The organism is Catellatospora sichuanensis, from assembly GCF_007483665.1.
Lineage (GTDB): Bacteria > Actinomycetota > Actinomycetes > Mycobacteriales > Micromonosporaceae > Catellatospora > Catellatospora sichuanensis.
Genome location: NZ_VIQO01000032.1, coordinates 120,377 through 141,866 on the forward strand (window position 1 = coordinate 120,377; position 21,490 = coordinate 141,866).

Consider the following 21,490-nt stretch of genomic DNA (forward strand, 5'->3'; position numbering starts at 1 on the left):
GAGTCCGTCCGACGCCTGGCGGCCTGCCGGATGAGGTGACACATCACCGCATCCGGCAGGCCGCCGGGGCGTGGTCCGGGCGAGCACGCGCAGGACAGGTCTACCGCGGGCACGCCGGGTGGCAGCTCACTGAGCTGATCGGGCCGGCGGCGCCGATCGGACGGACCGCCGCTGCCGGTGGACCTGCCAGCCGGTGGCGACCACCGCGATCGCGAGGCCGGCCACCGGCCCGGTCGGCGAGCCGGCGACGGTCAGCGCGGTCGCGGCCAGTCCGGCGGGCAGCCAGGTCCACACCGGCACCAGCCGTGCCGGCCGGCCCTGTCGCCGCCGCCAGCCCTCGACCGCCATCGGGATGATCAGCGGTGGCAGGGTGGCGGCCAGCACGGTCAGCCAGGTCAGTAGCGCCCGGTCGAAGCGCGCCGCGGCCAGCGTGCCGCCGAGGATCGCCACGATCGCCATCCCGGCGGTGGCCGACAGCCGGGGCCAGACCGCCCGCAGCGCGAGCACGCCGGAGAAGGTGGTGGTCAGCGCGGGCGCGAACACCCCGACGGTGACGAAGATGTTGCCGTAGACCGCGATGCCTGGCGCGTTGGCCAGCACCGCGACCACGTCGGCGCTGCCGGTGCGCAGCCAGACCCCGGCGCCGGCCGCGGCGACTCCGATGGCCGGCCCGACCAGCAGCGCCACGCAGATCGCCAGGTCCCGCCGGGTGGCCAGGCCACGGCTGAAGTCCGGGGCGCGCAGGGCGAACACCGCGACGTAGCCGACGATCGCGGCTATGTCGGCGAGGGTGGCCCAGCCGCCCGGGTCGGCGGTCACCGGCGCGGCGTCCGGGCGCAGCAGCAGGATGCACACCGCAACCAGTGCCAGCGCCGCGACCGTGGTCAGTACCGTGATCCGGTTGTTCCATCGGCCTGGCATGAACGACGCGGCCAGCACGGCGCCGGCCAGCAGCAGCGCGCCGGCCGGTCCGGGCAGTCCGGTGACCTTGGCCAGCGATGCGCCGCCAAGGCCGACGTTGAAGCCGTTCCAGCCGATCATCGCGGCGGCGAGCACTGCGCCGAGCAGGACGCCGGCCAGGTCGGGCAGGTAGCGAGGGGCTAGCTCGGTGAGGGCGGCGTTCTCCCCGTACGGCTGGCGCAGCCCCAGTGCGCCCTGCCCGAACAGCAGCGCCGCCATCAGGGCCGCGCCGCCGAGCAGCGCGAGCAGTGGGACGGCGCCGTCGTGCCGGCGGGCCATTCCGGCGCCCAGGATCAGCGCGGCGGGCGCGGCCCCCAGCCCGAGCCAGGCGCCTGCTGCCGCGCTCCATCGGCGGGCCGGCGCCGGTGCCCGGTTCAGTGGTTTGCTCCGGCCCCGAGCAGGCCGCGGATTTCGGTGGCGTACCGGTCGAAGCGCTGGTCGGACATGACCTTGGCGTAGTCGCGCTCGGCCGGCAGGTCGACGTCGATGGTCCGCATGATCCGGCCGGGCCGGGGGCTCATCACCTCGACCCTGGTGCCGAGGAAGACCGCTTCGGCGATGGAGTGCGTGACGAGCAGGATGGTGGTGCCGGTTTCCCGCCAGATCCGGTTGAGTTCGGCGTTGAGCTGTTCGCGGGTCAGCGCGTCCAGTGCGCCGAACGGCTCGTCCATCAGCAGCACTGACGGCTGGTGCAGCAGCGCGCGGCACAGTGCGACCCGCTGCTGCATGCCGCCGGACAGCTCGTGCGGCAGCGCGTCCTCGAAGCCGGTGAGCCCGGTGAGGTCGATCAGTTCGTCGGCGCGCCGGGCTGCCTGCCGCCGGTCCATGCCCCGGATCTCGGCCTGCAGCAGGATGTTCTTGCGCGCGCCCCGCCAGTCCAGCAGGGCGGCGCGCTGGAACACGTACCCGATCTCCTTCTGGGCGCCGGTGACCGGACGTCCCATCAACGAGACCGTGCCGGAGGTCGGCGCCACCAACCCTGCGACGATCTTGAGCAGGGTGGACTTGCCGCAGCCGGACGGGCCGACGATGGTCACGAACTCGCCGGGGGCGACCCGCATCGTGACGTCGTCCACCGCGACGGTCTGGGTGCGCTTGGACTGGAAGCGCACGGTCAGGCCGGTGATGTCCACCGCCGGCGCGGGCGTTGACGGGACGGTCACCGGCTCAGCCCTTCGTCGCGAACGTGCCGGACCAGTACTTGCTCGGCGCGCCCGCGTCCTTCAACTCGGCGTGCTTGGTCATCAGGTTGATGGTCTCGGTCCACTTGGCCTCGGCGTTGACGCCCGGCGACGCCGTGTCGACCAGCGGCAGGCACAGCGTGAGCTGCTTGATCAGCACGTCCTTGGCCGGCTCGTTCTCGGCGAGCTTCTCCATCGCGGCAGCCGCGCCCGGGATGTCCTTGGCTGCCTCGGACCAGGACTTCTGGGTGGCCCGGACGACGGCCTTCACCAGCTCCGGATCCTTGGCCAGTGTGTCGTCGTGCACGACCAGGCCGGTGCCGAGCAGGTTGAGCCCGAAATCGGCGAACAGCAGATGGTTGACCTTCTTGCCGGTCTTGGCCTCGATGGTCGGGGCCTGGTCGTGGAAGAAGCCCTGGATCGCGTCGACCTTGCCTTCGGCCAGCGCGGCGATCTTCCCAGCCGCGTCGACGTTGACGACCTTCACCTCGGCGGGGTCGACGCCGTTGGCCTTGAGCAGCGCGGGGAAGGTCGCATACATCGCGTCTCCCGGCGTGCCGCCGACGGTTTTGCCCTTGAGGTCGCTGATCTTGGTGATGTTCTTGTCGGCCAGGAACTCGACCGACGACGGCCCCTTCTGCAGGAACACCCCGACGCTTTTCACCTTCATCCCGGTGGTGATGGCCTTGAGCAGCGGGGGAGTGTCCGCCCAGCCGAAGTCGGTCTGCTGCTGGGCCACGGCCTGGATGGTCTTGCCGGAGCCGCCGCCTGCCTTGATCACCAGGTCGATGCCCTCGGCCTGGTAGAAACCCTTGTCGAGGCCGTAGTAGAACGGCGCATGCTCGCCGTACGGAACCCAGTTGAGGGTCAGCGTGACCTTCTTGTTCTCGCCGGGCGCGGCGGGCTGGTCGTTGGTGCCCGGAGCGCAGGCGGCGGCGCCCAGCAGCAGCGCGAACGCGGCCGCCAGCACGGGAAGTCTTCTCATTAGGTTGGTCCTCCTAGCGCGGCGACGGGAGGCTAATCCCCGTCAGGATGTGGTGAGCGGAACCCCGGACCGCCTGCTGGCGTGCCACGGGATGAGTGCTGCCTCGGTCACCTCGACGATCGCGAACAGCACGATGCCGATCAGTGACATCAGGAACAGGTCGGCGAACAGCAGGGCCGAGTCGAGGTTGCCGTTGGCAAGCAGGAGCACGTATCCCAGGCCTTCGTTCGCGCCGACGAACTCGCCGACCACGGCGCCCACCACCGCGAGGGTGACGGCCACCTTCACCCCGGCCATCAGGTGCGGCAGGGCATTGGGGAATCTGATCTTCTGAAAGGTCTGCCACGGGCTCGCGCCCATGGTCTTGGACAGGTCCACCAGCTCGGGGTCGGTGGACCGAAGCCCGGCGACCCCGGAGATGACCACCGGGAAGAACGCGATCAGCACCGCGAGAATGATCTTCGGGGCCAGACCGAAGCCGAACCAGACGATCAGCAGCGGAGCGATGGCGATCTTGGGAATGACCTGAGCGAACAGCACTATCGGGTAGAGCGCCCGCTCCATGGTGCGCGAGTAGGCGATCAGGACGGCGGTGAGCAGGCCCAACAGCACGGCCAGCACGAAGCCGATGACGGTCTCGTAGAGCGTGACGTAGGTGTTCAGCCAGAGGAATGCTCGTTTCTCGACCATCGTCTGCCACACCTGCGCCGGGGTCGGCACCAGGTAGTGCGGGACGGTGCCGCTCTCCGACAGCGCCCACCACCCCGCGAACACGATGCCCAGCAGCAGTGCGGGCCGCCACAGCGCATCGCCGAACCGGACCAGCCGCGTCAGCGGCTGGACGGGAGTTCGCTGGGCCAGCGTGGGTTGACCGGCTGCGCGCGCCGCCGCGCTGCCAACGGTTGATCCACTTGCTGATCCATGGTGCACGGGGGCTCCTCCTGGACGGACGGAAAGTTGCCTGGCGATTGCAGGGAAGCGCTTTCCGATGAACGGACACTAGAGAGGATGTCGTCCGTCAGGCAAGGGCTGTCCGGACGGATCTTTATATATTTACATGAAATGTTTGCAGGATCGCGGAACAGCCGGACCCGCTACCGGACCGGGTAGGTGTTCAGCAGCCCGCACATGCCGTGCCGGCCCTGCTCGCCGGGCGCGGCGAAGCCATGCACCGTGGCGTCGGCCAGGTGATCGGACCGTCCGGCGGCCAGCGCGTCCAGCTGGGCGGCGGTGTCCCGCGCCGCCCGCAACGCGCCGGCGGCGAACCGCTCCCGCCAGCGGGGTAGGTGCGGCGCCACCAGGCGAGCGGCCGCTTGGTGGAAGTCGTGCAGCGGCCCGAGGTCGCCGGCGTCGGCCGCCGCCCGTAACTGCTCGAACCCGAGCACCGCGAGATCGCGCCGGGCGTACGCGGCGGCCAACGTCGCGCTGGGCGTGCCATCGGCCGGCGGGGCGTCGTCCGGAGCGCCGCCGCCGGGCAGGGTGGCGGCCGCGGCGTACCGCTCCGGGTCGGCCAGCACCGAGGGTGGAAACGTCAGCACCGCGTCGCCGGCCTCCGGCAGCCCGCTGTTCTGCATCAACACCGTGATCTCCAGGCCGCCGTGGTTGACCAGGCGATGGATGGTGCCCGGGGTGAACCAGGCCACCGCGCCGGGCCGCAACGGCGTCTGTTTGAAGCCGCTCATCGTCAGCGTCTGGACCGCGCCGGCGCCGGCCTGCACCACGTAACCCTCGGTGCAGCACAGATGCAGGTGCGGCGTGCCGCCCACCAGGCCGTCGGGCGCGGTGGTGTCGTACACCCGCAGCTGCGAGACGCCCACGCCGCCGGGCAGCGGCACGATGCCGGCCGGGGAGCCCGGCTCAGTCGAAGTATTCATCGGCATCGTCCGCAGCGGGCAGGCAGACCACCAGGGCCCGCAGGTCACCCAGCGCCCGGTGCCGGGTGCCGGGCGGGATCAGGAACGCCGACATCGGCTTCGCCGGATGGCGTACGCCATCAAGCTCCACCTCGCCGACACCGTCGAGGATCACGTACACCTCGGTCGCGATCCGGTGGTGGTGAGTGACCGCCCGGTCGACCTGCAGCAGGTGGACGCTCACCGCGCCGCCGGACTCCCGCACGAACGCCCGCCGGGTCGTGCCGCAGGAGCACTGCCTGGGGGCGATCTCGCTCAGCACGATCGTGGCGCTGCTGGCCGGTTCCGGGGTTGTCATCCCGCGGCTCCTCATCGTCGGTTGCGCCTGAGGCAAAAATCGGGAAAGGGTTTTCCCAACGGTGGCTAGACGCTAATGTCCCGCGTAGATGAACGTCAACATATCGATGGAATCTCCGAGGAGGCCAGCGCGATGACCACTCTCGCCGATGCCGCGCGGAGCCACCGGCGTCTGGCGGCCATCCGAACCCACCGCAGCGCCACCGGCGTGATCGTGCACGACGTGTCCGAGGCCCCCGCGTCGCCTGCCCCGATCCCGCGCCGGCGTCAGGCCGCCTCGGCCGCTCGACGGCTCACGCTGCTCGCCGATCGTCTCCGTCTGGACCCCCGGAGGTGTTTCACGAAGCGATAGCGGTGAGGTCATTGAGAAGACGACGTGGCGGCGCACGTCCCATCCGCGTCAGGCAACCCGCCTGATCCACCCGTCATCCTGGCCTGCGCGCGCGCTGCTGCCCGGGTGCGATCGCGAGAAGGATCGCCATGAGTTCTCCCACCGTCCCGCAAGTCGCCCGCCGTCGCCACCGGGCCTCAGTCCTCGCTCTGGGGCTGAGTCTGCTGCTGTTGTCCGTGTCTGTGCCTGGGTCCGCACACGCCGCGATCCCAGCGCAGGATCCCGGAGTCACGTTGCGCACCTACAGCCTCGCAACAGATCTAATCGGGCTGTGCACGCTCAAACCCGGGCAGACTCCCAACTTCGACAAGCTGATGCCGGCGGTCAACTGGTCGACCCAGGCCGACTTCGGCATCGCCGACAGATTCCTCACCCAGGTCATCGCGAACATCAACATCACCACCGCCGGCTCGTACGCCTTCCGGCTCACCAGCGACGACGGCTCCCGCCTGCGCGTCGACAAGAGCACGGTCGTCGACAACGACGACTCCAACAGCACCTTCACGACAGTCATCAGCCACGACGGCGTGCACGGCGCGTCGCCGAAAGACGGCTCCGTCGACCTGTCTGCCGGCTATCACAAGCTGCGCATCGAACATTTCGACAATACGGGTGGGCAGGCCCTCAAACTGGAGTGGCAGCCACCGGGCTCCGCGCAGTTCGTCCTCGTGCCGACCACGGCGCTGAGCACCGAATCCGGAGTCACCCGGGTAACCGCGCCGGGGACCAAGGAATGCGTCGAGGGCGCCGACACCCCGGGCGACGGGCTGCCGCTGAACGCGGTGCACCCCAACTACACGCTGACCGATCTGCGTCCCAGCGGGTTCCAGCCGAAAGTCACCGGCATGGACTGGCTGCCCGACAACCGGTTGGCCATCACCACCTGGGGCGGCGACTACGGCACCACCCAGCCGCTCGGCGAGGTCTACCTGCTGGGCAACGTCACCGGCACCACCTCTGCCTCGCAGGTGACGGTGAAGAGGATCGCCTCCGGGATGCAGGACCCGATGGGAATCAAGTACGTGGACGGCAAGCTGTACGTCTCGGAGCGGTCCCGGCTGGTCGAGCTGAACGACACCAACGGCGATGACATCATCGACAACAAGCGAACCGTGGCGACCTGGCCGTTCGGCGGAACCTACCACGAGTTCGCGTTCGGCCTGCTGTACAAGGACGGATTCTTCTACCTCAACCTGTCGGTTCAGATCACTCCCGGCGGGCGCAGCACCAAACCGCAGCTCGCCGCCAACCGCGGCACCGCGATCAAAGTGAACAAGGCAACCGGTCAGGTCGAATACACGGCGAGCGGACTGCGTACTCCGAACGGCATGGGGTGGGGTCCCGAAGGCGGCATCTTCGTCACCGACAACCAGGGCGACTGGCTGTCGGCCAACAAGCTGGTGCAGCTCAAGCCGGGCCGGTTCTTCAACCACTACAACGATCCGGCCGGTCCGTTCGACTCGAACGCCGTCACGCAGCCGGTGCTATGGCTGCCGCACAACGAGATCGCAAACTCGCCGAGCACCCCGATCATGCTCACCCAGGGCCTGTTCGCCGGGCAGATGCTGTTCGGTGATGTCACCTACGGCGGTATCCAGCGCGGGTACCTGGAGAAGGTCAACGGCGAGTATCAGGGCGCGGTCTTCCGCTTCACCCAGGGACTGGAGGCCGGCATCAGCCGGATCACCCTAGGCCCCGACGGCGCGATCTACGCGGGCGGCATCGGCGACGAACGCGCCAGCAGCAACTGGCGCCAGCAGGGCAAGCTCCGCTTCGGGCTGCAAAAGCTGACCCCCGGCAGCAACAACGCCTTCGACATCCTGGCCATGCGGGCGGTAGCCGGCGGCTTCGAACTCGAATACACCCAGCCGTTGTCGGCCGCCACGCTGAGCTCCCTGACGTCGCGGTACGCCGTCCAGCAATGGCGTTACACCCCGACTTCGGCCTATGGCGGGCCGAAGGTCGATCTGGAAACGCTGAGCGTCACGTCGGCTATCCCTTCGGCCGACGGCAGGAGAGTCACGTTGCGCATCAACGGCCTGGAAGCCGGTCGGGTGGTGCATGTGCACTCGCCGCGGCCGTTCAGTTCGGCTTCCGGGCAGTCCCTGTGGAGCACGGAGGCCTGGTACACCCTCAACGCGCTGCCCGGTGGCACCTATGAGGCCGAGCAGGCGGCACTCAGCGGCGCGAACGTGGGGTCCGAACACTCCGGGTACAGCGGATCCGGTTACGCCGACTTCGCCGATACGGCCAACACCGGAGGTTATGTCGAATGGACAGTCAACGTGCCGACTGCCGGAGCCCACTCGCTGGCATTCCGCTACGCCAACGGCAAGACCGTCGACCGGCCGCTGGCCATCGCGGTCAACGGCACGACTGTCAGTCCGGCGTTTTCGTTCCCGCCGACAGGCGCGTGGAGCACCTGGCGAACCGCCTTGCTGACCACGACGCTGCCGGCCGGGCAGGTCAAGATCCGTGCGACCACGACGGGCGCCAACGGCAGCAATCTCGACCACGTGGCCGTCACTCCGGCGGCTCGCATCTCACTGTTCGACGGCACCGGTCTGGCGGCGTGGGAGAACGCGGACGGCAGCCCGGCGGCCTGGCCGGTGGCAGGAGGATCCATGGAATCGCTGGGCGGAAACATCCGTACCAGAGGGAAATTCGGCGATTTCAAGCTGCATGGCGAGTGGCTGGAACCCGCCTACCCGCCGGAGGTCACCGGACAGGCCCGCGGCAACAGCGGGTTCTACCTTCAGGAACGCTACGAGATCCAGGTGCTGGATTCCTACGGTGACACCACCTTGGCGAACAACGAGGCTGGTGCCATCTACCTCAAGCGTGCCCCTGACCGGAACATGGCCACCGCGCCCAACACCTGGCAGACGTTCGACATTACGTTCCGCGCCGCGCGGTTCAATACGACAGGCACGAAACTCGAAGATGCCAGGGTCACCGTGGTGTGGAACGGCGTGGTCGTACACAACAACGTCGCCATCAACGGCCCCACCGGGAACGGCCAGCCCGAAGGGCCGACGCCTGGCTCCATCGGTCTGCAGGACCACGGCGACCCAGGCGCGAACCCCCGCTTCCGCAACATCTGGATCGAACCGCTGAGTTGACGCACACTCTGGTGTCGCCGCCGGTCTCCGTGCGGCGGCACCAAAGTGCTCAGCCCCGTCGTACCGGATCGGGTGAATCCCCCTTTAGCGGGTTTCTGAGTTGAGGACCAGCCTCGCCACCGCTTAGCGCAGGACCTGCTTCGTACGGTAAGCGGGCGTGCGTACGCCGCTGTCCGCGGGACCGCCGGGCGTCCTGGAGTCAGCCGTCGTGGCGGAACAGGGCGGTCCACAGGAACTGCTCGCCGAACCGGGGCGAGTCGGCGGGCTCGTCGCGCATGCGGCGGAGCTCGACCTCGGTCAGGTCGGCGAAGATCCAGCGCAGTGCCTCCGGGGTGTATGCGACGCCGCCCTGCAGCCCGCCGTGCCGGTAGAGCTCGGCGTCGGGCAGTTCGGAGCCCATCGCCCCGGCGGCGAAGCAGCTGAGCCCGAAGTGGCCGCCGGGGGCCAGTGCCCGGGCAAGCAGTGCGCGATAGCTGACGCGCCGGTGCGGTGGCAGGTGGTGGAAGCAGCCCGAGTCGTAGATCAGGTCGTACGGCCCGGACGGGGCCGTCTCGGCGAACGCGTCGCCGCAGTGGAACGCGATGTCGAGTCCGGCCGCGGCGGCCCGATCGCCGGCCCAGGAGATCGCGGCGGGGGACAGGTCGACGGCATCGACCTGAAAGCCCGCGGCGGCCAGGTGCAGCGCGTTGCGGCCGGGGCCGCAGCCGAGGTCCAGGGCCCGGCCGGGGGTGACCAACCCTCGGTCGAGGTACGACACCAGGTTCTCATCGGGTTTATCGGCGAAGAACGGCACGGGCCGGTCCCGGTCTGCGTAGAAGCCGTCCCACCAGTCGGCGGCGCCGTCGGGCGTCCACCGGTCGGCACCGGGCGCGAGCAGCCCGTCCAGCAGTTTCAACACGTCCTCGACGTCGCGGATGTCGCGGTTCATCCGGCCTCCTTCCGGCCGGGTCAGCCTAGCGCTGCCAGCCTGATCGCGCCGCCCGCACGGATTGACTCGTTGTCCCTGCGCGGCAACGGTGGAGACAGTTGAGTTTTGGGCGGCTGGTCTGGAGGACTTCCTTGGCGGGCTCGGTGGCCGGTTCGCGCGGAATGAGTCACGGCTGCGGGCGTTCGCTTACGTGAGAGGGCTGCTGTCGTCGCTGGAACGCAAGAGCGGGTGGACGCTGACCGAGCCGGCCGGGGACACGTCGTTGTACGGCCAGAATTCCCGGGCTGCGTGACTGGCGCATGTTCTCCCAACCTGTGGCGGAGCCCGTGCGACATCCGCTCAGACGGTTACTGTCATCGATGGAACGACTGTCCAATGGGGATGTTGGACGTCGTTGGACACCTGCGCTTTGTCGCGTAGGCCACCGCACTGGCACGGTGGATCGCTACCGGCCGCGGTACGAGCTTGTCCAACATTGCCCTCGTGATCCACAAACGACGCAGTGGACGGGACCTCGGCCAATGGGGGCCTGCGGCAGGTCCGGCCATGCGATGCGCGTCCGGTATGGACTTTCGGACTTCGGCGATGTTCCAGCGATGACGAAAGGCTGAACTACTCGCGGTGTCAGCACATGGGGCTGCCGGGTGGGCCAGCAGGGGGAGGCAGAATGTACGACCAACCGGTGCGTCCCGGTGTGCGGCATGCGTTCCACCAGACACCCGAGGCCTCCCGTTCCGCGCTCGCGGTGGATCGCGACGTGCAGACGGTGCAGGACCTGGCCCTGCCTCTGCGCAAGCTGCGGCACCGCCACGCGCGCCAGCATGGCGGCAACCTATTGACCTACCGGCAGCTGGCAGCGAAGACAGGCTGGTCGCACGGAATCATCGGGGAGTACTTCGCGGGAAACGTCCTGCCCCCACCGAGCGGTTCGACATCCTGATCCGGCTGCTCGGGGCTACCAGCGTTGAGCAAGGGATGTTGGCCACCGCGCGGGACCACGTTGAGGAAGGTCGACGTCGAACCAATCCGGCCGGCGGGCATGCCGGAGCCGGTGCCGCGCGGGCTCAGACGAACGGCATGACGGCAGGTGCTCCCGTGCCGCAGCAGCTGCCACCGGCCCTGACCGCCTTCGTCGGCCGCACGGCGCTGCTCGCCCAAGCTCGACGACGCCACCACCGGTGGGACAGGCGGCTCAGGCGAGCCGGCCGCGACGAGCGTGGTGCTGTCGGGCACCGCCGGGGTCGGCAAGACGAACCCCGGAATCTGACACACTTTCGTGAACATCAACCCGCGATCACCATGCCACCCAACGACGGCGGCCCGCCGGAAACAGTAATCGCTGGTCACCGTCGTGACCCCGCCACCAGGACAGGGCTCAGGTCATGTTCACAGACGCAGCCGCCTGCACCGCTAACTCGAGTCCGTGTACGAACAGCGACGACCGTGCGGGCTAGGCAGCGACTCACCCCCGCTCTGTTCGCGGCAGATCCGGATGCCGGCGCGGCTCGCCCATCTTGCGCTGAAACGTGAACGCACGGGATACGGCCGAACGTCGGCTGGAGCATCAACCGTGGACCTCTGCGCCACCGCTCGCCGATGACCGCGCCTTTACGTCCGCTCCCTCGGCCGTCAGGCTCTCGCCGAGCCTGTTGGCCAGCCGCTGGCTCAGCCGCGCCTGCCACCAGTCGTAGCTGTGTTGGGTAGGGCTTTGGTGGGGCAGTGGCGATGCTCGCAGGCGTTACCGGTGGGCCGATCTCGCTGGAAAGCCGGGCGGAGTCAGTCCCGGATCCATACCTCGGTCATCTCGCTGGCAATCCTTTCCGGGCGGCGTACCTGGAAGACGGACACGATGAGGTCCTGGTCGTGCGGGTAGCCGAGCTTCAGGCCGCCGCGCACCAGCGACGCCAGGTCGGAAAGCGCAAAGTCGTCGAGCGTGTCCGGGTCGTCGAGGTCGACGCCCTCCGGCAGGTGGGCCTGAAGATCGGCCCCGATGGCGGTCAGCAGCGTCGCCAGGTCACCGTCCACCTCCATGCCGTCCCATCCCTCGACGGTCACCACGTCGGTACCCGGGGCGGTGAGCACGTACTGTGACCAGTCGGCGACCATGTCCAGGAACACGGAGCCGGTCAACCTGGCCTGCGGGTGCAGCTTGGCCTGATGCCGCACCTCGTCCTCCAGCGCGCAATGGATGGCGTCGGTGGCCAAGGCCGGCTCGATGACATGCACGACGCCGCCCCAGCAGCCGACCGCGACGATGTCAAGGTCGGCCCGGGTCTGCGGCGCGAGCACGTCCCGCCGGGGGAGCTCGCCCTGCTCGCTCACCACAGCCGCGACGGTGCTGAGGCTCTCCACCACTCGCCGGGCGTGCGCCGGGTCGTGCGGCGGCAGCATGGAGACCACGACGGTCTCACCGGCCGGAGGGAACGGCGGAAACACGATCGTCAACTCGGTACGGCTGTCGCGCACGGTCACTCGGTCTTCGGACACGGTTCAAGACTCTAATATGGATCGCCAGGCGTCATGTGAACGCTTCCCTGAGCTCGGTGGTTCGACCGGCCGTGAGCCGCGTTTCGGCCATCCGCTGCAGCGCCTGTTTCGGCAGGTGTCGGCCGGCTGAGCCCGCAAAGACCCGTCACCCCCGACGACCTGGACGAGGCTTGGGCCCGCTACGCACATTCGCCGTGGCGGGGTGGACAGGCGGACATCGGATTGTGACACTGTTGCCCGAGCACGTCTCGCGTTGAAGAGGTATCTGCTTAGAACACACTCCATGACGGTGTGCCCAGCTGGTGTCCTACGCGACCTGTCCAAGGGCTTGCAGGACGCGTCTTCGACGTGGCCCGTCGGCGCTGGGTGGGGCACCACCCCGTTTTATGGTCATCGTCGGGTAGGTTGCCTGCGTGGATCCCTGCCTGCGCCTGGCCCTGCTTGAGTCCGACTACCTCAACGACGCGGCCTGCGAGATTCGCGAGCGTTCGGTCGAGGAGCTCAAGGCCCGGTATGCCGAGGTGCTCGCGTTGGAGGTGTCGGCGGACGCGGATGGGGCCTGCTGGACCGATGAGTCGGATCTGTGGGGCGCGCTGCCGGACGGCGCCGACGGCACGATCCGGTCGCTGGCCGGCATCGAGGGCTTTCCGGGGGTGAGCAACCTGTACCTGCGCGAGTCCGAGGTCGGTGATCTCGGACCGCTCGCCGCGCTGCCTGCGCTGGAGCTGCTGTGGGTCGGTGTGCCGCCGGACGCGGACTTGACTCCGCTGCTGGCCTGCGATCAGCTCAAGCGGGTGCGCATCGGCTGTGCGGCTGGGCTACTCCCTGCGGGCCACGAGGTGCTCGCGGCGCTGGCCGCGCGCGGAGTCCAGGTGGACAACTTCCTGCCTGACCCGGTCGAGGCTGCGGCGCCGTTCGGCGACCCGATCCTGAAGCTGGCAGTCCTCGACAGATTGCAGGGCTCGGTCGAGCTGCCGCCGATGTACTTCTTCGACGAGTTCGAGTTCGACGAGGGCAACCTGGCCCGGCTGATGGCGGTCGTGATACCCCAGGCGGCGCTCGACACCGTCGACATTCTCGGCTGGTTCGCGGGGGGCGGGTACGACACGGCGCACATGGTGTGGCATCAGTGGGACGGCGAGTCCGACGAGTTCTACATCCGGTCGCTGGCGGGCGTGGAGGCGCTGCGCAACCTGCGCGAGCTGGACCTCACCCCGCTTGCCGTGCTGCCGGAGCATCAGATCGCGCAGCTGCGGGCGCGGGGAATCAAGGTCAGCGAGTACGAGGAAGCAGCGAAGCGGAGAGCGGCGCTCGCTGCCGTCAAGTCGTACGGTGTCGCCGTGATCGACAAAGCGGTGGCGGGCGCGAACGCGCTGACCCGGCGTTGGGTGGACACGCTCGGCTCCGACGCCTCGACGGTCGTGTCCGGGGTCGGGGTGTGGCCGCTGCTGGCCTACCTGGCCCCGGCCGCCGACGGTCCGGGTCGCGACGAGTTGACGGCGGCGATGGGGGTGCCTGCCGACGACGCTGCGACCACAGCGGCGGCGCTGGTCGCGCTGCTGCAATCGACGGACGGTGTGCGAGCCGCGATCGGCGTCTGGGCCCGCCCAGGACTGGATTTGAAAGCTCAGTGGCGAGACAGCCTGCCCACCGGGACCGTCAAGGTGCTCAACAACCAGAGGGTGCTCGACACCTGGGTGCGCAGGCAGACCGACGGCTTGCTCGACCGGATGCCCGTCGAGATCGATCCATCGATAAAGTTGATGCTGGCGTCGGCGCTGGTGGCCCGGACCGGCTGGGTCCACCCGTTCAACGACGGGACGCTGATCGCCGAGGACGGGCCCTGGGCCGGGCAGCGCCTGTGGGGCCTGCACCGCAGCACCGCCGACCGTGATCTGCTGGCCGTGTACGACACCCCGGCCGGACAGGTCACCGTCGTGACCGTAGAGGGCGCCGACGGCTTCGACGTCGACCTGGCCATCGGCCTGCCCGACGCCCCCGCCACCGCGGTCCTCGCCGCCGGACTCGACAGCCGATCGGCAGTGCCGGCACGACGCGGCTCGCAGCTCGCGTTGGGCGACACGGCGCCGGGCGTGTCGGTGGACCTCGGCTGGGCGTACGACGACAGCCCTGGGCTGGTGGTGAGCCTGCCCCGGTTCACCGTGCGGTCGTCACACAACCTGCTCGAACACGCCGGCCTGTTCGGGCTGCGCACGGTGTCGGACCTGAGCGGGGAGCATCTGCCGGGCCTGAGTGACGCCCTGTTGGGCGTCGAAGCGGCAGCGCAGCACCTGACCGCGTCGTTCACCGCGGAAGGGTTCGAGGCAGTCGCGGTGACCGCGACAGGGATCGGGTACATAGGCGCACCGTTGAAGCGCCCGCTGCAGGTGCAACTGCTGCTGGACCGGCCGTTCGGGTTCGTGGCCAGGCACCGCGACTCTGGGCTGGCGCTCGTCGCCGGCTGGGTCGCGCAGGCAGGGACAGCGTCTCTGATTCCCTGAGCTTGTCTGAGTGATTCAGACGTTCCGGGCGGGGCGTGGCCGTGTCGTGCCGGGTCCGAAGTCTCCGCTGAGGGGGATCACGGGGGTGGCACGGACGTGGTGGAAGCCGGTCCGGTGGTGCTGTGGTTTCAGGAGATCGTGTGCAGGACCTGATGCCACCACCTGCTGGTGGTGGTTCTTGGGTTCCTGCCCCGCCGGACGCTGGCCACCTGTGGGTGGGGCGGGGGCCGTGCGCCGGTCGGGCACACGGTGGGAAAGCTTCGACGCGGACGGTCGTTTCGGGGTCGGGCCGGTCTTGGCGACCCTGGCGGCGGCCGTGCGCTGTGTTACTGGGCGAGGGGCGGTGCGTCGTACGGTGGCGACGTTGCCTTCGACCACGGCGGTGGTGGTGTGTCTGCCGGTCTTGCGGTCGGTGCGGACGTTGGCCTGTGCGAGGAGTCCGCGGGCGGTGATCCGCTTGGCGGCGGCGTGGTCGCGGTCGGCCGACAGGCCGCAGCGGGGGCAGGTCGCCCACTTCCAGCCCCGCTGGTGTGTCCGGTCGGGGGCCATGACGTGGGCGAGTTCGGTGCGCCCGGTGCCGCACCGGGGGCAGTGCCTGCTGGTGCTGCGGGCGGGGACGGTCACGACCGCAAGCCCGGCCTTGGCGGCCAGGTGCACGATCGCGTCGACGATGGTGCCGCGGACCTGACCGGACAGGCGGGCGTTGCCTTTGCGCCTGCCGCGGGCTTGCAGCGTGGCCAGATCCTCCACGTAGACGACTGTCGCCTGCACAGCGGTTGCCTGATCGACCGCCCACCGGGCCGCCGACCAGGCCAGGGTCTTGTTCAGGTGGCGGATGCGGGCGCAGACCCGGTCGTGCTCGCCGCTGGTGCGGGCCAGCAGGGCCTGCAGCTTTGCGGTGCGGGGGTCGGTGGCGGGCAGCCCCGACAGCAACGCCGTGTAGCGGTCGCGTCTGGCGGCCAGGTGTTCGCGGTGGCCGCGCAGCCGGTGAAGCTTGGCCGAGATCGGCGTGGCGTCGTAGCGCAGCGCCCGCCCGTCGGTGACGACCCGGCCGTGCTCGGTCAGGCGGCCGATCGTGCCGGTGAGCAGGGTGTTGACGCCCCAGTCCAGGCCGAGCGCCAGCCGGTGCCCGGTTGGTTCGGCGGGGGTGACGGTGATGCGGTGGGGCAGGTCGACGCGTACCCGGTGCCCGGCCACTCCGTCGCAACAGCCAGACGCAACAGAGCCACAGTACAATGGTAGAGAAAATTAGGCACGCTTAGCAAACACAATGGACAGTGTTAACCCTGGCTGGGATCCGATCAGCCTGGCCGACGCCCCACCCGGGGTGGCACCCGAGGAGATCACCGATCACAGCCACGCGCTGGCCTGGTTCACCGCCGAGTACCGCGTGCTGCTGGCTGGGGTCGCCCACGCCGAACGCGCGCAGTTCGAGGGGCACGCCTGGCGGCTGGCACGGACCCTGGTGGACTTCCTGCAACGCCAGGGCCACTGGCCGGGCCTGGTCGCCGCTCAGCGATCCGCCCTCGCCGCGGCGCAGCAGGTGGGCGAGCGGCCCGGGCAGGCGAGCGCTCATCGCGATCTCGCCCGTGCGCTTTCCCGAGTCGGCGAACGGGAGGAGGCGGAGGGCCACTACCGCGCGGCGCTGAAGCTCTTCGGCGAACTCGGTGACCACACCGGGCAGGCACGGACCCACCGGGCGTTCGGCGCGCTGCTGGACCGGCTCGGCCGTCATGCTGATTCCCTGTACCACGCGCACCAAGGCCTGGATCTGTACCGGGTCGCCGGTCACCTGTCCGGAGAGGCCGGCGCACACAATGGGGTGGGGTGGGCGCATGCCCAACTCGGCCAGTACGGGCCGGCGCTCGACCACTGCCGGCGGGCGCTGGTGCTGTTGCGCCAGACCGACGACCGGCACGGCGAGGCGAACACCTGGGACAGCCTCGGCTTCATCCACGACCGTCTCGGCCGCTACCGGCGGGCGGTCTCGTGCTACCACCGGGCCCTTGTCCTTATCATGCAGATCGGTGACCGCTACGACGAAGCGGACACCTTGCACCGGCTCGGTGACAGCCGATGGTCGTTGGGCGACCGAGCAGGCGCTCTGCGGACCTGGCAGCGGGCCCTGCGCATCTTCGACGACCTCGGCCATCCCGATGCGGAGCGAGTGCGCGACCGGCTGGTCCGCGCCACCGGGCCTGCGGCGAGGGCGACGAGTGCTGGACCGGGCCCTGGATAGCCATGGGGTCTGCGTGTTCTCGCCGTTTATGACTGGAGCTACTCGAGGACTGTCAGCACCGCCAGTGGGTATAGGGACGGCGTACGTGACCATGAGTAAGGAGACCGTCGTGACGCTGATGAACCCCACGCCTTGGGATCCATGGAACTACCACGAGACCCTGGACTACAAACCCGTCGTCGAGGGCGGCGAGAGGGACCTGTCCGGTTTCCGGGTGGAGGCCACCGACGGCTCGATCGGCAAGATCGACGAGCAGGCTGGTGAAGCCGGCTCGCGGATCCTCGTGGTCGACACGGGCCCGTGGATCTTCGGCAGCAAGGTGGTGCTTCCGGCCGGTGTCATCAAGACCATCGACCTCGACGACGAGCGCGTCTACATCACCTGCACCAAAGATCAGGTCAAGGACGCGCCCGAGTATGAGGCCGACCGGCACCGGGACGGTGCCTACCTTGACTCGCTGGGCTCGTACTACGGCCAGTTCTGGCAGATCTGATCGAAGCGGCCGCGGGTGGCGGCAGGCACAACGCCTGGCCGCCCGCGGCTTCCGTTTGCCCGGCAGCTCCGTACTGTATTTCGCTCACCTGCCGGCGGCGCCGGGGCGACCTCGGACAGGTAGGCGTCGGCGGGATTGCGCGGTGGCGCTCCGGACCGACGTCAGCCGTTCGCGACGTTCGGATGCGCGTGTTCGAGCAGGCCTGCTGGCACAAGTCGATGAGTCAAAGAAGAGTTCCCGGCGCAACCGCCGCCTCGCCGCTGGAGATCACCGCATGTGCGGAGGTCACTGAGCGAAACCGCCGATCAGAACCGCTCGGCCAGCCGGTCGCATCGAGCGGATGGGCGAGCCGCGGTCGTAGCGGCCGCTGCAGGTACGGCTGCTGCCGGTCCGGCCGTTCGCGGTCGTGGCCAGGCACCGCCCTTCGGGACAGATACTCGTCACGGTTCGGGGCGCGCACAGCGCGCCTATGATCAGGGCCGCGGGCATGTCCGCTCTGATCCACTACACTGGTGGAGCTATCACACGTGAACGAAGGACGCACATGGCCCGCCCCTACAACCCCGGACCGAAACAGTTTGTCTTCGCTGTCGGTGATGGCAACGACCAGCAGGTATCCGTGGGCGACCCGCAGGAGGCCTACGTAGCGTTCTCCGCATTCTTCCGGGATCGAGAGTCTGACACCTACGCCGTCAAGGATGAACCGGCGGGACAGAGTCTGGTGCTCATGCCCCGTGTAGGTGTGATCTCCCGGATCAAAGGTGCGGACCAGCCCCGGACGGAATACCTCCAGGTCGACAGGGTCAATCGCTACCTTCCTAGCGCGATGCTGTTCTTCGAGAACGGATATGCCGGCCTCGACCGCTTCGGCCAGTGGTTCGCCGACCTCGCCGACCTCGACGCGTCACCGGAGACCCGCGGCGCCGCCCGCGCGGCCACGATCACGACGGAGGCGGCGGCGATCGAAGAAGTCGCTCGGATCTGGGCAGATTCGGGCATGGTGGACCCGAGTGACCAGTACTACGTCTTCTTCGACTCGCATGATGCCGACGATGACCGAGCCGAACGAGCCGAACTGCTCCAGCTGATCGAATTCCTCGGTCTCGACCGAGTCGACGCCCCGGCCAAGGCCGCCGGGGGCGAAGTCTGGGTGCGCACCGACCCACGCCTCGACGTCGAATGTGCACGGTGGTCGTGAACAGATGGTGCGGGGGCTGCGACATCTCCGTGATGACCGCCGCGGTTTCGCGGCGACCATGTCCAGCCGGTGCCGTTCTGGGGAAGCCTGACCTGTGAGAGACATCGTTTTCACGCGCCGGAGCGGCTGGATCCCGAACGTGATCCGCGAGGGCGGCGAGCTGAAGCTGATGCTCGCCGCCGGGGCCGACGCCAACCACGAGCCTCGCATGTTCACGTTCCCGATCGGGGCCGCCCATCTTGCGGTGATCCGGGAGGACCTGGCCAGACACCTGCTGCTGTGGAGTGCGGTCCTTCCGCTGTGCGACGCCGCCGGAACCCGGGGCCGGCTCGACGAGGACGCTGCCGTCGCGCTCCTGGACCCGGTCCTGCTCTCCTTGCCCGCGGACGTCGACGCGCTCTTCCAGCGTATCGGGTGGGACAGGAGCCGGCTGGTTGCCCACGGTGCCGACATCGATCTACTTGAACGCGGTCAGGTCTGCGCGGCGATGCGCGCGGCGACGGAGGGGTCGAACGAGAAACGTGCTCAGGAGTATCACGCGAACCGCCGTCGCGCCGAGCGCGGAACAGTCCTCGGGTTGCTCGACGCTGAGATTCTGAGGTACACGGGCCAGTATCTGCATGGCGCGACGGTGCCGAGGCGGATGCCCGATGCCGTCGACCCCGCGCTGCTGCCCCAGGTCATGCTTGTGATCGCCACCGCGGAGCAGGCGTGCGCCGGGATGCGGATCGGCCTCGATCCGCGGCGGGGAAACCGGGCCACGGACAAGCGCGACTGGGATCGGATGGCGACGACGGTCGACGCAGCCGTGCGCCGCGCATACCCCGAACTCGTCGATGACGCAGTGCGTACGGTGAGCTTCCTGATGTGCTCGGAGGCTGCGGACCGCTCCAGGAGCACACCGGTGGAAGACGACGATGAGGCTGCCGACGACCACGCCGACCTCGGTGAGAGTGCGAGAAAGACGGCCCTGTCGTTCACCGATGACAAGGGCGGCGAGAAGAAGTGGCTACGGGACGGTCCTCGCTCTGCCTCCGCCGAGTTCTGGGAGTTCGTCGGCGATCGCTCTGCTGGGGACAACGAAGTGTTCACCATCGAGGACGAGGAGATGGGCGAGGGGATCCAGCTGCACTTCTACGCGGACTCCATTGCCCGGATCACGACGGCGCGGGAGGGGGAAGCCGGGTCGGATTCGGAGTACCGGGTCGAGTACAGCCTGGTCGATGGGATCGGCGGGTACCGGAACCTGGTGAGCGCCTTCGTCCGCGGCGGCTGCGCCGCACTCGAACAGTACGGTCCCTGGATGTCGGATGTCGCCGAGTTCGAGCTCGCGCGTCGTCGGCGCGACGCCCGGTAGTCCCAGCGGGAACCCGCGCCCGCACCGTTCGGTCGGTGATCTTGAGACTTCCGGGACAGGACCGTCGGCGCTCGTGGTGTGCCGCTGACCGCATCCAGTGCCGGCACGCTACGGTGCGCGTCCCACGTCACCAGCTGTCCGGTGCCAGCCGTCACCACCGGAGCACAGCGGCGCATTCGGACCCGCATGACTGCGGTGCGCGTGCAAGAGTCCGCCGACCATGCCGCGGTGATGCATACGGCTCGGCTGCGGTTCACCGGCCTCTACCGTCTACCCGACGACGTCTTCCGGTCCCTGACCGCACACCCGGCCAGAGCCACGGAGATCACTGTATGAGCGCCTCGGCACCACCCACCCGCGCCGCCGAGCGGCGCTGGGGCCCTCGACGACATGGCGACCATGGTTGGGTGCAGCTTGCGGCTGTCCGCCCGCAACCCAGACGCCCTGTTCATGGCGGTGATCCTGCCCGTCGTGCTGATCCTGCTGTTCGTGTGCGTGTTCGGAAGGGCCATCAACACCGGCCACGCCTACATCAACTACGTCGTGCCCGGCATCATCATCCTGTGCGCCGGCCTCGGTGCCTCCACGGCCAGTGCCGCCCATGACCTCCGCGCGATGATCGAGGTACAAGGTCCTGCTCAGGTGCAGCCTGAAGCGGTGTTCGCGTGTGGGACACGAGACCCGATGTCGGTCGGGGGAGGCAGAATGGTGCCGTGGCTGATGACCTGGAGCTGAGGAGCTTTGCTTCGCAGCAGGAGTTTGAGCGCTGGCTGGAGCAGGAACACGCGACCTCTCCCGGCATCCTGATCAAGTTTGCCAAGAAGGGCAGCGGCGTCACTTCGCTTACGTATGCCGAAGCCGTGGAAAGCAGCCTCTGCTTCGGCTGGATCGACGGACAGGCCAAGCGCATCGATGACGACTTCTACCAGCAGCGGTATACGCCGCGCCGGAAACGCAGCATCTGGTCGAAGATCAACACGGCGAAGGCTCTGGCACTGATCGAAAGCGGGCGGATGCGCCCCGCCGGTCAGGAGCAGATCGATCGGGCCAAGGCCGACGGCCGATGGGAGGCCGCTTACCACGGCCCCGCCACCGCACAGGTGCCGGCCGAGATTGCGGCCGATCCGCAGGCGCTGCACGCGATCGAGGCGATGAACAGCGCGAACCGCTATGCCTACATCAGCCGTTTCCATCAGGCCAAGCGAGTCGAGACCAAGGCCAAGCTCATCGAGCAGCTGCGCGCGGGTCACCTGTTCTACCGCTGATGGGGCAGCTCCGCAGCACGCAACCCGGCAGAGGGCGGCGACCCTGGCCGGATGGTTGAGCAGCGGTTGGAGACGTTGCCCTGGTAGAGGGCACCGATGGCGTCGTCGGGATGGACAGATCGCAGCCGGTTCAGTTCAGGCTCGAGATCGGTCAGGTGATTGGCCCGGCTGCG

At 68.8% G+C, this 21,490-nt stretch carries 18 protein-coding genes; 9 read left to right on the plus strand and 9 right to left on the minus strand.

The features are described 5' to 3' along the window. Positions 1-126: 126 nt before the first annotated feature. The 6 genes from FLL47_RS35660 to FLL47_RS35685 form a co-directional block, all read right to left on the minus strand. Positions 127-1,239 (minus strand): SLC5/6 family protein, encoded by a 1,113-nt coding sequence (locus FLL47_RS35660; protein ID WP_144127068.1) that lies wholly within the window; start codon positions 1,237-1,239, stop codon positions 127-129. A 95-nt stretch (positions 1,240-1,334) separates the two neighbouring features. After that, positions 1,335-2,123, minus strand: coding sequence for an ABC transporter ATP-binding protein (locus FLL47_RS35665; RefSeq protein ID WP_144127069.1), 789 nt, complete (start codon positions 2,121-2,123; stop codon positions 1,335-1,337). A 4-nt stretch (positions 2,124-2,127) separates the two neighbouring features. Continuing rightward, the gene (locus FLL47_RS35670; protein WP_144127070.1) at positions 2,128-3,126 is read right to left on the minus strand and encodes an ABC transporter substrate-binding protein; all 999 of its coding nucleotides are present in this window, start codon (positions 3,124-3,126) and stop codon (positions 2,128-2,130) included. Between the two features lie 42 nt (positions 3,127-3,168). Then, positions 3,169-4,056, minus strand: coding sequence for an ABC transporter permease (locus FLL47_RS35675; RefSeq protein WP_246159086.1), 888 nt, complete (start codon positions 4,054-4,056; stop codon positions 3,169-3,171). 164 nt (positions 4,057-4,220) lie between these two features. Beyond that, a complete protein-coding gene (locus FLL47_RS35680) occupies positions 4,221-5,000 on the minus strand; it encodes a cupin domain-containing protein (RefSeq protein ID WP_144127071.1) in 780 nt (259 codons plus the stop codon). Then, the gene (locus tag FLL47_RS35685) at positions 4,984-5,337 is read right to left on the minus strand and encodes a cupin domain-containing protein (RefSeq protein WP_144127072.1); all 354 of its coding nucleotides are present in this window, start codon (positions 5,335-5,337) and stop codon (positions 4,984-4,986) included. Before FLL47_RS35685 ends, FLL47_RS35680 begins: the two co-directional genes overlap by 17 nt. A 479-nt stretch (positions 5,338-5,816) precedes the next feature. Here FLL47_RS35685 and FLL47_RS35690 point away from each other — a divergent pair, with 479 nt between their 5' ends. Beyond that, on the plus strand, positions 5,817-8,849 hold the full coding sequence (locus FLL47_RS35690; protein ID WP_144127073.1) for a 3-keto-alpha-glucoside-1,2-lyase-like domain-containing protein: 3,033 nt from the start codon (positions 5,817-5,819) through the stop codon (positions 8,847-8,849). A 199-nt stretch (positions 8,850-9,048) separates the two neighbouring features. Here the strand turns inward: FLL47_RS35690 and FLL47_RS35695 are convergent, their stop codons facing one another. Further along, on the minus strand, positions 9,049-9,777 hold the full coding sequence (locus tag FLL47_RS35695) for a class I SAM-dependent methyltransferase (protein ID WP_144127074.1): 729 nt from the start codon (positions 9,775-9,777) through the stop codon (positions 9,049-9,051). A 667-nt stretch (positions 9,778-10,444) separates the two neighbouring features. On the opposite strand from FLL47_RS35695, the gene FLL47_RS43310 reads away from it, so the two are divergent. Next, a complete protein-coding gene (locus FLL47_RS43310; RefSeq protein ID WP_186316108.1) occupies positions 10,445-10,717 on the plus strand; it encodes a hypothetical protein in 273 nt (90 codons plus the stop codon). Positions 10,718-11,553: 836 nt separating this feature from the next. Here FLL47_RS43310 and FLL47_RS35710 read toward each other — a convergent pair. Continuing rightward, complete coding sequence (locus tag FLL47_RS35710; RefSeq protein WP_144127076.1) at positions 11,554-12,264, minus strand: DUF6333 family protein; 711 nt, start codon at positions 12,262-12,264, stop codon at positions 11,554-11,556. 413 nt (positions 12,265-12,677) lie between these two features. Between FLL47_RS35710 and FLL47_RS35715 the strand changes: the two genes are divergently transcribed. After that, positions 12,678-14,765 carry a DUF6892 domain-containing protein gene (locus tag FLL47_RS35715; RefSeq protein WP_144127077.1) on the plus strand — a complete coding sequence of 696 codons (2,088 nt, stop codon included), beginning with the start codon at positions 12,678-12,680 and terminating at the stop codon, positions 14,763-14,765. 15 nt (positions 14,766-14,780) lie between these two features. Here FLL47_RS35715 and FLL47_RS35720 read toward each other — a convergent pair whose 3' ends face one another. After that, positions 14,781-15,962: a zinc ribbon domain-containing protein gene (locus FLL47_RS35720; protein ID WP_186316109.1), complete on the minus strand. Its 1,182-nt coding sequence runs from the start codon at positions 15,960-15,962 to the stop codon at positions 14,781-14,783. 73 nt (positions 15,963-16,035) lie between these two features. On the opposite strand from FLL47_RS35720, the gene FLL47_RS35725 reads away from it, so the two are divergent. The 6 genes from FLL47_RS35725 (at position 16,036) to FLL47_RS35750 (ending at position 21,317) form a co-directional block, all read left to right on the plus strand. Then, positions 16,036-17,004 carry a tetratricopeptide repeat protein gene (locus tag FLL47_RS35725; protein WP_144127079.1) on the plus strand — a complete coding sequence of 323 codons (969 nt, stop codon included), beginning with the start codon at positions 16,036-16,038 and terminating at the stop codon, positions 17,002-17,004. 91 nt (positions 17,005-17,095) lie between these two features. Continuing rightward, a complete protein-coding gene (locus FLL47_RS35730) occupies positions 17,096-17,497 on the plus strand; it encodes a PRC-barrel domain containing protein (protein ID WP_246159097.1) in 402 nt (133 codons plus the stop codon). A 544-nt stretch (positions 17,498-18,041) separates the two neighbouring features. Then, a complete protein-coding gene (locus FLL47_RS35735; protein WP_144127080.1) occupies positions 18,042-18,695 on the plus strand; it encodes a DUF6357 family protein in 654 nt (217 codons plus the stop codon). A gap of 94 nt (positions 18,696-18,789) precedes the next feature. Next, on the plus strand, positions 18,790-20,052 hold the full coding sequence (locus tag FLL47_RS35740; protein WP_186316110.1) for a DUF6357 family protein: 1,263 nt from the start codon (positions 18,790-18,792) through the stop codon (positions 20,050-20,052). 390 nt (positions 20,053-20,442) lie between these two features. Continuing rightward, positions 20,443-20,787, plus strand: coding sequence for a hypothetical protein (locus FLL47_RS35745; RefSeq protein WP_144127081.1), 345 nt, complete (start codon positions 20,443-20,445; stop codon positions 20,785-20,787). After that, positions 20,766-21,317: a YdeI/OmpD-associated family protein gene (locus tag FLL47_RS35750; protein ID WP_144127082.1), complete on the plus strand. Its 552-nt coding sequence runs from the start codon at positions 20,766-20,768 to the stop codon at positions 21,315-21,317. The genes FLL47_RS35745 and FLL47_RS35750 overlap by 22 nt, the downstream gene beginning before the upstream one ends. Positions 21,318-21,490 lie beyond the last annotated feature (173 nt).

Bases quoted from the DNA above. Each gene is read 5' to 3' on its own strand.
- FLL47_RS35660 (WP_144127068.1), bottom strand. From the start codon at position 1,239: ATGGCCCGCCGGCACGACGGCGCCGTCCCACTGCTCGCGCTGCTCGGC.
- FLL47_RS35670 (WP_144127070.1), bottom strand. From the start codon at position 3,126: ATGAGAAGACTTCCCGTGCTGGCGGCCGCGTTCGCGCTGCTGCTGGGC.
- FLL47_RS35680 (WP_144127071.1), bottom strand. From the start codon at position 5,000: ATGAATACTTCGACTGAGCCGGGCTCCCCGGCCGGCATCGTGCCGCTG.
- FLL47_RS35685 (WP_144127072.1), bottom strand. From the start codon at position 5,337: ATGACAACCCCGGAACCGGCCAGCAGCGCCACGATCGTGCTGAGCGAG.
- FLL47_RS35690 (WP_144127073.1), top strand. From the start codon at position 5,817: ATGAGTTCTCCCACCGTCCCGCAAGTCGCCCGCCGTCGCCACCGGGCC.
- FLL47_RS35695 (WP_144127074.1), bottom strand. From the start codon at position 9,777: ATGAACCGCGACATCCGCGACGTCGAGGACGTGTTGAAACTGCTGGAC.
- FLL47_RS43310 (WP_186316108.1), top strand. From the start codon at position 10,445: ATGTACGACCAACCGGTGCGTCCCGGTGTGCGGCATGCGTTCCACCAG.
- FLL47_RS35725 (WP_144127079.1), top strand. From the start codon at position 16,036: ATGGACAGTGTTAACCCTGGCTGGGATCCGATCAGCCTGGCCGACGCC.
- FLL47_RS35730 (WP_246159097.1), top strand. From the start codon at position 17,096: ATGAGTAAGGAGACCGTCGTGACGCTGATGAACCCCACGCCTTGGGAT.
- FLL47_RS35735 (WP_144127080.1), top strand. From the start codon at position 18,042: ATGGCCCGCCCCTACAACCCCGGACCGAAACAGTTTGTCTTCGCTGTC.
- FLL47_RS35745 (WP_144127081.1), top strand. From the start codon at position 20,443: ATGGCGACCATGGTTGGGTGCAGCTTGCGGCTGTCCGCCCGCAACCCA.